The following is a 13,405-nucleotide window of genomic DNA, read 5'->3' as shown; positions in this document are numbered from 1 at the left end:
TGCCGGAGGAGAGTTCCACAGGATCGGTTGCCTCGCACTGAACGATTTGTGCAAATTTGTACGGAAGGACCCCGCGCTCGCGGCGGCGAGGCCCGGTCGCCACGACAAAGCAGCTCACGCGGCCTTGATCTCGACGTTGCGCTCGGAGGTGAGAGCCGCGTGCGACTTGGGAAGCGAGATGGTGAGCACGCCGCTGGAAAACTGCGCTTCGATCTTGTCGCGATCGACATCGCCGGGCAGCCGGAACGTGCGCTCGAAGCTGCCCCAGCGGCGTTCCCGAAGATGATACCTGCTATCGTCCTTGCTCTCTTCTTCCGAGATCCCGCCGCTGATCGTCATTGTGCCGTTGTTGACCTTGACCGAGATCTGGTCCGGCTGCAGCCCCGGCAGGTCGGCCGCAATTGCGTATCCGGTGCCGTTCTCGGTCAGGTCGACCGCCGGGCACAGGGGCTGGCTGCGGGAGGCAGGCAGGACGCCGGGCGAGTTGCGGTCGAACCAGAGGCGGGGCTCGAAGGCGTCGAACAGCCGCTCGATCTCGTCGCGCAGGCTGCCGAGACCTGTCCAGTGGCCGGGCTCCAGGCCGCGCGCCGCGGCGGGATCACGAGAGACAGGGACATCCGTCCTTTTCTTGGACATGGCATTCTCCTCTTGCCGAACGGGCCACCGCCCGGCGCATCGAAGCTCCCCGTGGGAGGCGCGCCGGACCGTGGACGGCTAACCTGCTGGAACCTGCGGCATTCCGGGCAGATGCGCATTGATGATTGTCAAGCAAAGCGGTGCAGGCCGGCGCGGGCGCCTTGACCGCCGTCAATGCGGCCGCCGCCATTCGGGAAACGCTGTGCTAGCCAGAAAATCGGGGAGGGAGACAATGAAACTCACCGGACATGCCGCGGTCGACGAAGCCCCCCAGGTCGTCGCCGAATGGCTCAACCTTCTTTGCGACGAGCTTGACTGGGGCGAGCGCGTCCGCGCTTACCGGCTTCTGTCCGAGACGCTGCATGCCCTGCGCGACTATCTAGGCATCGACATGGCAGCGGCCCTCGCAGCGCAGCTGCCGCTGATCATCCGCGGCATCTACTACACGAACTGGAATCCGTCGGAGACGCCGACCCGCGGGGCGCAGCGCGGCAAGGACGAGTTTTTCGAGCGGGTCTCGCGGGCTTTCACCAAGGATCCGCTGGACGATACCGAAAGGGCCGTTGCCGCGGTCTTTTCGGTGCTGCGCCGGAAGTTGTCGCCCGGAGAGATCGACCGTGTCAGGCATGTCATGCGGGCACCTCTGGCCGACCTCTGGTAGTAGCGCGCGCTGCACGGGATGCGGAAGGCGCGCGTTCCGATTGGCGGCTGGAGGACTTGAGGTCCGGCATGGCCGTCCCGTTGCCGTGCCCGGCTTCCGGCGGCTGAATTCCTTCGCCGGAACGTCCGGCCGCCTGACGGGAGGAGCATGCCATGCCGCCGCGCATTCCGGACCTGCCCCATAGCCTGCCGCCGGAAGAGGTGGCGGGCCAGCTTCGTGTCCGCCCCGGGGACGGGCTGGACCCCGCCGAGGCCGCAAGGCGCCGTGCCGCCTGCGGACCGAACCAGCTGCGCGGCCGCAAGCCCCGCAGCCTGGCCGCGATCCTCCTCCACCAGTTCCGCAGCGTCGTCGTCTACCTGCTTGCCGCGGCCACGGTCCTGGCCCTGGCGATGGGGGATCATCTCGAGGCCGCAGCGATCCTGGCCGTGCTTGCGCTGAACGGCGCGATCGGCTTCTTCACCGAATGGCATGCGGCCCGCTCCATGGAAGCGCTGCGGCACCTGGCTGAAACCTGCACGCGCGTGCGGCGCGGCGGGCTGGCCGGCATGATCGCGGCCCGGGACCTGGTTCCCGGGGATGTCGTGCTGCTGGAAGCAGGCGACATGGTCACGGCTGATCTGCGGTTGATCCGCGCCGCCGGGCTGCAGAGCGACGAGTCGGTGCTGACCGGAGAGTCGCTGCCGGTGGACAAGGACCCGGCCCCGGTCGCAGCCGAGGCGCTCCTGGCTGACCGGACCTGCATGGCCTGGAAAGGCACGGCCGTCACGCGGGGCTCCGCCGAAGGCATCGTGACCGGCACGGGCATGGGAACGGAGATCGGCCGGATCAGCCGCCTGGTGACGGAGGCGGGCACCGAGGCAACGCCGTTGGAGGTGCGGCTCGACCAGCTCGGCCGCAAGCTCATCTGGCTGATGCTGGCATTGGCCGCGGTGACCGTGGCGGCGGGATTGCTCCGCGGCCACCCGCTGGGCGATATCGTGCAGACCGGCGTGGCCCTCGCCGTGGCGGCCGTGCCGGAGGGGCTGCCGGTGGTCGCGACACTCTGCCTGGCCCGCGGAATGTGGCGCATGGCGCGGCGCAACGCGGTGGTCAACCATCTCTCCTCGGTGGAGACGCTGGGCGCCACCACGCTGATCCTCACCGACAAGACCGGGACCCTGACGGAAAACCGCATGACGGTGGTGCGCTACCTGGTCGACGGCGGCGAAATCGGCATCCCGCCGATCGGCAGCCTTCCCTCCGGCCGCGGCGGCCTTCTGGAACTGGCAATCCGTATCGGTGCACTGTGCAACGGCGCCGCGCAGGGCGGCGAAACGCCGGGCCGTGCCGCGGGCGATCCGATGGAGCTTGCCTTGCTCGAGATCGCCTCTCGCGCGGGCCTTTTTCCCGGGCCTGAGCGCCTGGCGGCGGAACACGCCTTCGATCCGGCTCGCCTGATGATGGCGCGCGTCCATGCCGTGCCGGAGGGAGGCTATTTCTACGCGGTCAAGGGCGCGCCCGAGGCGGTGATTGCCGCGGCGAGCCATCTGCGCGGTCCCGGCGGGCTGCGCCCGCTGGATATTGCGGCGCGGACGGAATGGCTGGAGCGCAACCATGCCATGGCCGCCAGCGGGCTGCGCGGCCTCGCGCTGGCGATGAAGACGGGGGACCGGCCGGATGCGCCGCCCTATGACGGGCTCGTGCTGGTGGCGCTGGTGGCGCTGGCCGATCCGCTGCGCAAGGACGTGCCCGCCGCGGTAGCGGCCTGCCGCCGGGCGGGCATCCGGGTGGCCATGGTCACCGGCGATCACGGCGCGACCGCGCTGAGCATCGCGCGCGAGGCCGGGATCTGCGGCGAGAACGGCATCGTGATCGGCGGACGTGAGCTGGCTGCGCTCGTTCAGGGGCAGCCCGGGGGCGCCGCTGCCGGGCGGATCGCGGCGGCGGATGTCTTCGCCCGGGTCTCGCCGGAGGCCAAGCTGGCTCTGGTCTCCTTCTTCCGGGAGGCGGGCCATGTGGTCGCCATGACCGGTGACGGGGTCAATGACGCGCCTGCACTCGGCAAGGCGGATATCGGGATCGCCATGGGGCGGAGGGGCACGCAGGTCGCACGAGAGGCCGCCGACGTGGTGCTGCGCGACGATTCCTTCGCGACCATTGTCTCGGCCGTCCGCGAGGGCCGGGTCATCTTCGACAACATCCGGAAATTCGTCATCTACCTCATGTCCTGCAACATCAGCGAGGTGCTGATCGTCGGCCTTGCCGTCGGGGCGGGGCTGCCCGCTCCGCTGCTGCCGCTGCAGATCCTGTTCCTCAACCTCGTGACGGATGTCTTTCCCGCCTTTGCGCTGGGGCTGGGGCGGGGCGCCCCCGGTGTGCTGGCGCGGCCGCCCCGTCCGCCCTGCGAGCCGCTCATGCGGCCGCAGGACTGGCGCCGCGTGGCCGTCCTGAGCGGGTCGATAACGCTCGCCACGCTGGTCGCCTTCGCGCTCGCGCTGCTATGGCTTGGCCTTCTGCCCGAGCAAGCTGTCAGCGTCGCCTTCCTGACGCTCGCATTGGCCCAGCTCTGGAATGTGTTCAATGCGGGAGGCATTGGCCGGCCGACCTTTGCGGCGCCTGACGCGCGCAATCCCTTCATCTGGGGGGCCATCCTGCTGTGCCTGTCATTGCTGGCGGCGGCATTCCTCGTGCCCGGGGCATCGGCGCTGCTTCGGCTGCCCGATCCTGGCCTCGCGGGCCTGTATCTGGCGTCAGGGCTGAGCTCCCTGCCGCTGATTGCGGGGGCGGCATATTCCGGCACCGCGGGACCCGCGGAACCGGATGGCCGGTAGAAGACGGAAGGCGGACGGGCTGCTGCGCAGTCAAGCTGACCGCCCGGCGCCGGGCCTATGCCGCGTTGATGGCAACGTTGCGTTCCGAGGCTAGCGCATCCGCGGATTTCGGAAGCGAAATCTTGAGAACTCCGCCGGAGAACTCGGCTTCCACCTTGTCGCGGTCAACATCTTCGGGCAGGCGCACCGATCTCCGGAAGCTGCCCCAGCGGCGCTCTCGCAGGTGGTAGGTGTCATCATCCTGCCGTTCTTCCTCTGCCTTCTCGCCGCAGATCGTCAGGGTCCCGTTGCTGATCTTGACCGAAACCTGGTCTGCCCGCAGCCCGGGCAATTCGGCGGAGATGGAATAGCCCTTTGCGTTCTCGGTCAGATCGATCGCCGGGCTCAGGCTCGCTTCTGTCCCCGGCCAGATATCCGCCAGAGCTCGACTGGGCCATAGATTGGGCTCGAAGGCGTCGAACAACCGTTCCATTTCGCTGCGCAGGATCCCGAACCCGGGCCAGCTGCCTTGGACGGGAGTCTGCTGCGCTGCCGCAGCGCGGGAGATGGGTATGTCAGTCTTGGTGGACATGGGTCCTTCCTTTTCCGGGTAAGGCCAAGGATTGGCCGATGGAATTGGTGCATCCCGGCCAGGCGTCCGACGCGCGGGTTCCGCACTGGCCGCATGGGCGGTTGCGGGCGCGACCGTGACTGAATGTGCCGCAACGGCCACCATCGGCATTGACGGCCGTCAAGGCGACGCTCGGCATGCCGCCGCAGCCGGACAACATGACCGTCGTCAACGGGGGACGGCGCATTTCGGAAAATCCGGCGTGACGATTGGCCGAGGGAAACCAGCCTGAAACTGACCGGACAACCAGCTGCTGATGGGCGCTGCGGGGTGTTTCATTTCCTGCGCGACAAGCTGGACTTGGATGACCGGCGCCGGGCCCGCGTGCCAGTCACGGAAGCTTTGCACGGAGCGAGAAAACACCTTGGTCCAGACAAAGCGGGTGATCGCGGCCCGGTGGTGCCGGTCATCCCCGCCATGCCCTGCACGAGCTGCAATTCTCCAGCCACTCCGTCGCACAGGCGCGGCACGCAGGCGTTCCCGGATCCAAGGGGAGGATTTGTCCGGAGGGTGCCGAGACAGCCGTCTGCGACCTAGCGCACCGCAAGGGATCAAGCGGAGAATTTGAACAGGTCGGCGGGGGTACGCTCGGCCCCTTCGGCGGGCCTCGGGCGCGAGGCAATCGCGGCGCCGTGCGTTGACGGCTGTCAATGCGCCGCAGGTGCGATCCGGGCTAGATTGACACGATCGGTGGGAGGAGCCGGACCGGCGAAGGACCTGGGGAAGCGCTGCAAGGCGGGGAACCAGAGACGACGGACCGGCGAGGTGTGGAGCCCGATCGATCGGGGGCTGTCCTTCAACGGCGAGCGCACCTGGGGAGACCTTGGTTGTGGGGCCGGCGAGGGCGGCCCCTTGCGCTCGCGCGACGCATCGGCTCCTCGATGGCTCTCATGGCTCTCATGGCTCTCATGGCTCTCACTCCTTCCCGTTCGGACCGGGTGCCAGCCGCGGCACGCCGCCGGACCTGTAAGATCCTCTCCGACGGGGCGCTGCGCCAGAGGCGGGATGAAGCTGGATCTGCCATGCCGCCAGAAATCCCGTCGCCCGGCCGGGCACGCTTTCCCCAGTCAGTCCGGCGGCACGACGCTGCATGTCAGCGGGCGTGACATGGGCCGGGAGTTGCGTCGGGACATTCCCGAGGAAATTCGGGGTGCGGACGCCCTTGGACATGAAGCTGCGGACATGTCGTTCGATCCGGGAAATTTGGCCAGCTGCGTCCGGAAATCGCCCTGCGGTGGACCGGGGTACCGCTGCGGGTCAAAACCGTCCTTTGCGGATGGCCCGCCGATGGGCAAGCGCGCCGGGAATGGGCACCGGCGGAAAGAAGGGCTCTGGTGCCGGTTTCGGCCGCGGGACCGCTTACCGGCGGCATGGCTGGCAGGCTTTGCCGCGGGCAAGCCGGAGAGCCGCAGGTCAGCGGTCGGTCCGAGGCTGAAGGGCGAACCGGACAACGACGCAACCCCGGGCAGCCTCCCGGGTGATGTGATAGTACCCGTCGGGGATGGGAAGCTGGTGTTCGAACGTTCCGTAGGGCGTGCCGAGCCGCAGGATGACATCGCCGTCGAGTTCCGATCGCTGTCGCCTGTGGCCGACGACCGCTATGGCGCGATCTTCCGTGTGCACCTGCAGCTCGACATGCTCCGCCGAGTTTCCGGGCAGGGCCACGAAGGCAAGGAATTCCGATCCGGCATTGACCAGATCCACTGGCGGTCCCTTGTGATCCGCATCCGCCGTCATGGAACATAGTCTCTGCATTTCCCCGATGAGTTCCAGACGCGCGCGCGCAGTGGCGAGCAGCCAGTCCGGAAGATCCGAATGCACCATGGTCCGTCTCCCTGTGTCGCACCCGGCCCGATAGTCTTCAGAGCCGGGCAGGGGGCATTGACGATACGCAACGACCCTCGGGGTTTTCCGCCGCATCGGCGGAAACGGCTGCATGTTGATCACGGACAATACGCAACGCGTTCTGGCAGCATATGAGTCGCCGGGCCAAAGGGAGGAACAGGCAATGGCGAAGCAGCCGATGAGGATCATGGAACATATTGTCAGGCGCGTCGGCGGCATGTCCCGGAATGCGGGAACGGTTGTTCTGCAGCAGGAGCGCGGCGGCAGCAGGGCCCGGACCATTCCGTTCCGGCGTCCATCCAACGGCCTCTCCCGCTGCGGTGCAACAGGGTCCGGCGCGGCCTGCGATCCTCTGGGGCCGACGCCCCGCCAATCCGTGGAGGTTTTTTCGGAGCTCGGGCTCTCCGAAGAGGAAATCGCGCGATACTTCGGGGTCGACCGCCGACGGGTGTCGCATCTCATGGAGGCCGAGCGACACTGAGATCCGCCCCCGGGCGGGCGGGATGTCTCGTATCCGGCGGACCTGACGTGCTATGCAGAAGGCGCATGACAGAAGACGGCAGCCAGGATGAAGAAGCACGATGCGCAGAAGACCGGCCGGACGGCCGGAAACGCGAAGACGGCGGACACCGCCGGGCCGGAGCCGGTTACGGTGGCCATCGGCTGTTCCGCCGGCGGCCTGTCCGCGCTGACTGCCTTCTTCGACGCGGTCCCGGCCGATCTCGGTGCGTCCTTCGTGATCATAGCGCATCTCGATCCGACGCGCCCGAGCGAACTCGCGGCGATCCTGTCCCGGCATACGGCGATGGATGTCCGCGAAATCGAAGGCCGGATGGCGCTGCAGCCGGACCATGTCTACATCATAGCCCCCAACCGGCAGATCCGGGCTTCTGACGGGGAGGTCGAGGCACTTGCCTTCGAGGAGCCCCGCGGACAGCGCGCGCCGGTCGACGGCTTCCTGCGGTCGATGGCCGGGCTGCAGCGGGACGGCATTGCCGTCATCCTGTCCGGCGGCGGCTCGGATGGGTCCATGGGCGCCCGCAGCATCAAGGCGGCAGGCGGGCTGGTTCTGGTTCAGGACCCAGCGGAGGCCGAGCACGGAGCGATGCCGTCCAGCGTCATCGCGACGGGCTGCGCGGATGTCGTCCTGCCGGTCGCGCAGCTGGCAGCCAAACTGGCCGAGCTGGTTGGAACCCGGCGCCGGCTTGGGCAGCAGGGGTTCGGGGGAAACGGGAATATCGCCGGGTTCCAGCGCGTGCTCGGCCTGCTCGGCACGCAGACGGGACATGATTTCTCCCAGTACAAGGCTCCGACGGTGCTTCGCAGGCTCACGCGGCGGATGGAAATCAACCGTTGCAGCAGCATCGACCAGTACCTGACCTTCCTGGAAAGCTCTCCCGGCGAAATTCAGGCCCTTCTGGGCAGCCTGCTGATCTCGGTCACGACCTTCTTCCGCGATCCGGACTCTTTCGAGGCACTTGCGGCCCGCGTCATCCCCGAGGTCATGGCGAAACCGCCGGAAGCGGGGCCGGTCCGCGTCTGGGTGGCCGGCTGCGCCACCGGCGAAGAGGCCTATTCCATTGCGATCCTGCTTCTGGAAGCCAGCCTCGGCCGTTCCGCGCCTCCGGATGTGCAGATCTTTGCCACCGATATCGACAGTACTGCGATCGAGACGGCCCGCGAGGGGCTGTATCCGCTGGCCATCGAAGCGGACATGCCGCCCGAGCGCCTGCACCGCTATTTCACCCGGGAGGGAGACCTCTACCGGATCAAGAGGATCGTGCGCGACCTGGTCGTGTTCGCCAACCACAGCATCCTGAAGGACCCGCCGTTCTCCAGGGTCGATCTGGTGAGCTGCCGGAACGTGCTGATCTACTTGAAGCCGGCGGCCCAGAACCGGGTCCTGACAACGCTGCACTACGCGCTCAACGCCGGGGGCTACCTGTTCCTCGGGAGTGCAGAATCCACGGACAGCCTGCCCCAGCTCTTCCGCGCGATCGAGCCCAAGTGGCGCATCTACAAGGCCGTGGGCAAGGGCAGCGACCGGCCCCTGCCGACGCACAGGCCGACGGCCATGGCGGCGATGGCGCTGCCGCGGGACCGGGCCGGCAGCGCATCGGCCAACGGGCAGACGGAGGCCGCCCTGCACCGGCAGGCACTCGAGAACCTGGCGCCGCCGAGCCTTCTGGTCGATCCTCAGCACCGCGTCCTGCATATCTCGGATTCGGCGGGGCGCTACCTGCGCCACCCGGGCGGAACGCCATCCAGCAACATCATGCAGATTGTCCTGCCCGAACTGCAGCTCGATCTGCGCCGCAGCCGGCACCGCGCCTTCGAGAGCAACGAGCCGAGCCTCAGCCTGCCGGTGGCCGTCAATCTCGACGGCGAAATCCGCCGTGTCGTGCTCAACGTGCGCCCGGTGTGCCGGGACCACACGGTGAGCGAGGCGCTCGTCGTGTTCAACGAGGGGGCGACGCTGGAACCGCTGGGGACAGCTGCCGGCCCCGCAACCGAAGACAAGGTGACCGACGAAATCGTGACGCGGCTCTACGAAGAGCTGGAGGCCACGCATGAACAGCTCCGGGCAAGCCGGGCCGAGTACGAAACCACCAACGAGGAACTGCGGGCCGCAAACGAGGAACTGCAATCGATCAACGAGGAGTACCGTTCGACATCGGAGGAGCTCGAGACCAGCAAGGAAGAGCTGCAGTCGATGAACGAGGAACTGCAGACGCTCAACCGCGAACTCGGCGAAAAAGTCGGCCGCCTGGCAGAGGCAAATGCCGACATGGAAAACCTGATCGCGGCGACCGAGGGCGGGACCCTGTTTCTTGGCGCAGAGCTGCGGATCAAGCTCTTCACACCCGGTGTGGCCGAGTATTTCAACATCACCAGCCATGACATCGGCCGACCGATCACCGATTTCACGCACCGGCTGGTTTATGACGGTTTCGCTGAAGATGCCCGGGAAGTGCTGCGCCACCTGGGCTGTGTCGAACGCAAGATCGCGACCGCGAACGGCGACAGGGTGCTGCTCCGGTTGCGCCCCTACCGGACGCCGGATGACAGGATAGAGGGCATCATGGTCACGTTTGTCGATGTCACCGACCTTCACCGTGCCGAGGTCGCCCTTCGGGAACGCGACCAGCATTTCCGGGCGCTGGTGAATGCAACGTCCTATGCAGTCTACAGGATGAGCCCGGACTGGTCGGTCATGCACAGCCTCGACGGCAACGGCTTCGTCCGCGATGTCAGCGAGCCCAGCAACCGCTGGCTCGAGGAATACGTCGAACCGGAAGATCGCGAGGCCGTGCTCCAATTCGTCAGCGACGCGATCCGGCGCAAGGCGGCGTTCGAACTGGAGCACCGGGTCCGCCGCTCAGATGGCAGCCTAGGCTGGACCCATTCCAAAGCCGTGCCGATCATGGATGAGGGCGGCGAGGTGCGGGAATGGTTCTGCGCTGCCAGCGACATCACCGAATGGCGGAAAGCGGCAGAGGAATTGGCACTGGCCGGCCGGATCGAGACCGTCGGGAAACTGGCTGGTGCGGTGTCCCATGATTTCAACAATCTGCTGACGATCATCCTCGCGAATATCGAGCTGGCCGAAATGCGGATCTCCGACGAGGCCGTCAGGACCCTCCTTCACAGGGCCTCGATGGCAACGGAACTCGGGGCGGGCTTCAATCGTCGCCTGCTGTCGCTCGCCGGAAAGCAGACACTTTCGCCGGAAAGGATCAACCTGTCCTCGCATGTCGAAAAGGTCCTCGGGCTTCTCGACCATGCCTTCGGCGGCAGCATTGACCTAGAGCAGGACCTGCAAGCCGCAGACTGGCATGTTTTCGCGGATCCCGACGAAATCGACAACGCGATCCTCAACCTTGCCCTGAATGCGCGCGATGCCATCGAAGGATCGGGAACCATCGTTGTCGGCACCCGGACGGCAACGATCGGCGAGGCGGAGGCGAAGGCACTAAGCGCCCCGGCCCCCGGGGAATATGTCCGGATCTACCTTGCCGACACGGGTACCGGAATGTCGGCAGAGGTTGCGGCACGCGCCGATGAGGCATTCTTTTCCACCAAGAAGGACGAGATGGGATCCGGTCTCGGCTTGTTCAGCGTGCGGTCCTTCATCCGCCGTTCGGGCGGCTTCCTGCTGATCGACAGCAAGGCGATGGAGGGAACGACAGTGTCGATCTACCTTCCGCGGGCAGCGGGACGCGGCACTCCGGAAGTCGCGGAGGTGACTGGCGACGTCATCCCCCCTGACAACGCGCGGGACGAGAAGTCGGAGCCCGAACGCGGGGATGGCCAGACGATCCTTGTCGTCGAGGACAGCGAGTCCATGCGCATTGCGACCCGAGAACGTCTGGAAACGCTGGGCTATGCCGTGCTCGAGGCCGGATCGGCACGCGAGGCAATGGAGATCCTGGAGCGCCGGACGGACATTGCCCTGGTCTTCAGCGATGTCGTCATGCCCGGCGAGATGAACGGGCTGGATCTCGTCCGGTGGGTGCGCCAGAAGCGGCCCGGGATCGACGTCCTTCTCACCTCGGGATACCATTCCGAGGTCGAGCGGATGACGGGTCGTGCCATGCCGCAGGACATCGAATGCCTGGCCAAGCCCTATTCCCTTGCCCAGCTGGCGTCCTCTGTCCGCATGGCGCTGCGCGCAGGCGGGGCGCCACCGGAAGACGGCCGCTGAAACCGGCGCGGACCGGCCAGGCCGCGGAAATCTCCACCGGGGCTTCCCGTGCCGCGCGAAGGCGCCTGCGGGCCATCCATCCGCAAGCGGGACCAGGTCGAAGATGATGCGGGACCCGTACTGCCTGCCGGCCGGACCTGTGCGCGGTCTCTTCCTGTCGCGGCCGCGGAGCATTGCCATGGCACTGACATTGGCCACGAGAACCGCGCGCGCCCTCTCGCAGAAGAACAAAGGCCCCAGACGGTCGCGCTGACCGGGACAGTCCGGGGCCATGGCCGTCCCGGCCTCGCGGTAGACAGCGGCGGCCTCCGTTCTGGATCGGCCGGCTGCAGCGCGCCATGCAGTCGCTCCGGCCAAGATCGCGCGCGACGGTGCGGCCGGCATGTCTCTCGCTGCGCTGCGGTCCTGCGCCCGGTCGACGACGGCGCTCATGCGGCCGTCACTCCCGCATCCGTTCGGCGCGGCTTGGGCCGCCGCGTTCCAGGGGTGCGGAGTCGGGTCCGCTCCTGCGGGCAAAACGACCAGCTCTGACGGCCCTCCGGGCCACATTTGCCTGCCGTCCGGTCCCCCGCTTCGGTGGCGTCTGCATGTCCGCGCGTTGCCGGCCATCAATGACTGCGGCGGGACAGCGCGCAATCTGGACCCTAGCGCGACAGCATGGAGTCGCATTGCCGGAGGAGGAGTCCCGATGAACGACAAGGACCTGAGAAAGGATATTCTGGAGCATCTCGATTACGAACCGAGCATCGATGCGGCAGAGATAGGGGTCGCCGTCGAGGACGGGACGGTGACGCTCAGCGGCCATGTCCGCACATATGCGGAAAAGTTCACCGCGGAAAATATCGTGAAGCGGATCAGGGGCGTGCGTGCCATCGCCGAGGAAATCGAGGTCCGCCCGGTCGGCGCGCATGCGACCGCAGATGACGAGATTGCCAAGCGGGCGGTCAACACCCTGCAATGGAATACCTCTGTGCCGCGCGATGCGGTGCAGGTAAAGGTGGAGGACGGCCTTGTTACCCTGAGCGGGAGCGTGACCTGGCAATTCGAGAAGAGCGCTGCCGAGAAGGTGGTCCGCCGTCTCTCAGGGGTGAAATCGATTTCGAACCTGATCAAGGTCGTTCCGACCGTAAAGGCCGCCGATATCCGCCAGAGGATCGAGCTTGCCCTGAAGCGCGATGCCGAACTGGAAGCGCAGCGCATCGAGGTGACTGTCGCCGACCGGCGGGTGACGCTGGAGGGCCAGGTCAGGACCTTGGCCGAGCGGGAGGCCGTCGAGCGCGCCGCCTGGGCGGCACCGGGCGTGAATGCCGTGGTCGATCACATTGCCATCGGCTGAGCAAACGGCGATCCTTCCGGTCTGCGCGAGACGGACCGGAGGGCGGTTTCGGAGAGAAGGAGGCAACCATGCCGGAAGACAGCCGCGATATGGCCGATGACAGCAACAGGAGCGCATCGGCAGCCGAAATTCGGGAGCTTCGCGACGCCCTGCGGCTCGCTGGCCGGAAATTGCGGGCGCTCGGCGAGGCCCAGGCCAGGCATGCCGAGGAGGAACTTGGCGAGACATTCCTGGAAATCGAAGCGGAAGGACGCCGCATCCTGACCGATTTCGAGCGCAGAACCCGCGATGCGGAGCGCCGCATCGAGCAAAATATGCGGCAACATCCGGCGGGCTGGATTGGAGGGCTTCTGGGGGTGGTCGGTTTCGGCCTCGTGCTTGGGATGATCCTCCGCAGCCGGGAATGAGCGCACCGCCGCTTGTACCTGCGCTTGTCGTACCGGACGGGCGTCTTCCGTTTCTTCCGGCCCGGGATGCATGGGCAAATCTCGTTGTCGTGCAAGGCTTCTCTGAACCGGTCGGCGTTCGCCATGCAACTCGGACCGATGGCGCGGCATAGCTCACTAGCCACGATCTTCGAGCAGCCACTTCACGTTGGGCAACCCGGTGACCAGCGTACGCGCCTCGATGTAATCGCTGACGGGGCCGGCGGTCGGGAACAAGTCGATGGGGCGGCCTTGGCTATCGCAAATGGCGTGCAGCTTCGTCCCGGCTTTGTTGCGCAAAGGGCGTGAAGCGCGGACCTGCCCTTTCCCCAGACGCACTTATCCGACGGGCTCGGTGACAGGTATGCCGAGCGCGG

The 13,405-nt window shown here is 66.8% G+C and carries 9 protein-coding genes and 1 pseudogene; 6 read left to right on the top strand and 4 right to left on the bottom strand.

What is annotated here, in order from left to right; all coding sequences use genetic code 11:
* Nucleotides 1-114: 114 nt before the first annotated feature.
* Nucleotides 115-636: an Hsp20/alpha crystallin family protein gene (locus FGX59_RS29365; protein ID WP_138471082.1), complete on the bottom strand. Its 522-nt coding sequence runs from the start codon at nt 634-636 to the stop codon at nt 115-117.
* 232 nt (nt 637-868) lie between these two features.
* Here FGX59_RS29365 and FGX59_RS29360 point away from each other — a divergent pair, with 232 nt between their 5' ends.
* On the top strand, nt 869-1,297 hold the full coding sequence (locus FGX59_RS29360) for a DUF2267 domain-containing protein (protein ID WP_138471080.1): 429 nt from the start codon (nt 869-871) through the stop codon (nt 1,295-1,297).
* A 152-nt stretch (nt 1,298-1,449) separates the two neighbouring features.
* Nucleotides 1,450-4,107 (top strand): cation-transporting P-type ATPase, encoded by a 2,658-nt coding sequence (locus FGX59_RS29355; protein WP_138471078.1) that lies wholly within the window; start codon nt 1,450-1,452, stop codon nt 4,105-4,107.
* A gap of 55 nt (nt 4,108-4,162) precedes the next feature.
* On the opposite strand, the gene FGX59_RS29350 is transcribed toward FGX59_RS29355, so the two are convergent.
* Together FGX59_RS29350 and FGX59_RS29345 are read right to left on the bottom strand one after the other, a co-directional pair.
* Nucleotides 4,163-4,678: an Hsp20/alpha crystallin family protein gene (locus FGX59_RS29350; protein ID WP_171060880.1), complete on the bottom strand. Its 516-nt coding sequence runs from the start codon at nt 4,676-4,678 to the stop codon at nt 4,163-4,165.
* Nucleotides 4,679-6,130: 1,452 nt separating this feature from the next.
* Complete coding sequence (locus tag FGX59_RS29345) at nt 6,131-6,541, bottom strand: hypothetical protein (RefSeq protein ID WP_138471074.1); 411 nt, start codon at nt 6,539-6,541, stop codon at nt 6,131-6,133.
* 112 nt (nt 6,542-6,653) lie between these two features.
* Between FGX59_RS29345 and FGX59_RS29340 the strand changes: the two genes are divergently transcribed.
* The 4 genes from FGX59_RS29340 to FGX59_RS37830 all read left to right on the top strand — a co-directional run bounded on the left by FGX59_RS29340 (nt 6,654) and on the right by FGX59_RS37830 (nt 13,010).
* Complete coding sequence (locus FGX59_RS29340; protein WP_138471072.1) at nt 6,654-7,043, top strand: hypothetical protein; 390 nt, start codon at nt 6,654-6,656, stop codon at nt 7,041-7,043.
* A gap of 87 nt (nt 7,044-7,130) precedes the next feature.
* Complete coding sequence (locus tag FGX59_RS29335; protein WP_138471070.1) at nt 7,131-11,267, top strand: CheR family methyltransferase; 4,137 nt, start codon at nt 7,131-7,133, stop codon at nt 11,265-11,267.
* A 688-nt stretch (nt 11,268-11,955) separates the two neighbouring features.
* On the top strand, nt 11,956-12,603 hold the full coding sequence (locus tag FGX59_RS29330) for a BON domain-containing protein (RefSeq protein ID WP_138471068.1): 648 nt from the start codon (nt 11,956-11,958) through the stop codon (nt 12,601-12,603).
* 68 nt (nt 12,604-12,671) lie between these two features.
* Entirely contained in the window at nt 12,672-13,010 is a 339-nt protein-coding gene (locus tag FGX59_RS37830) for a hypothetical protein (RefSeq protein WP_171060879.1), read from the top strand.
* Between the two features lie 5 nt (nt 13,011-13,015).
* Here the strand turns inward: FGX59_RS37830 and FGX59_RS29325 are convergent.
* Nucleotides 13,016-13,325, bottom strand: a pseudogene (locus tag FGX59_RS29325) (hypothetical protein); the annotation flags it as partial.
* Nucleotides 13,326-13,405: the final 80 nt, after the last annotated feature.

This window comes from Poseidonocella sp. HB161398, assembly GCF_005870025.1.
GTDB lineage: Bacteria > Pseudomonadota > Alphaproteobacteria > Rhodobacterales > Rhodobacteraceae > Mangrovicoccus.
The sequence above is the reverse complement of the archived record's forward strand: the minus strand, read 5'-3'. Positions and strand labels throughout refer to the sequence as shown.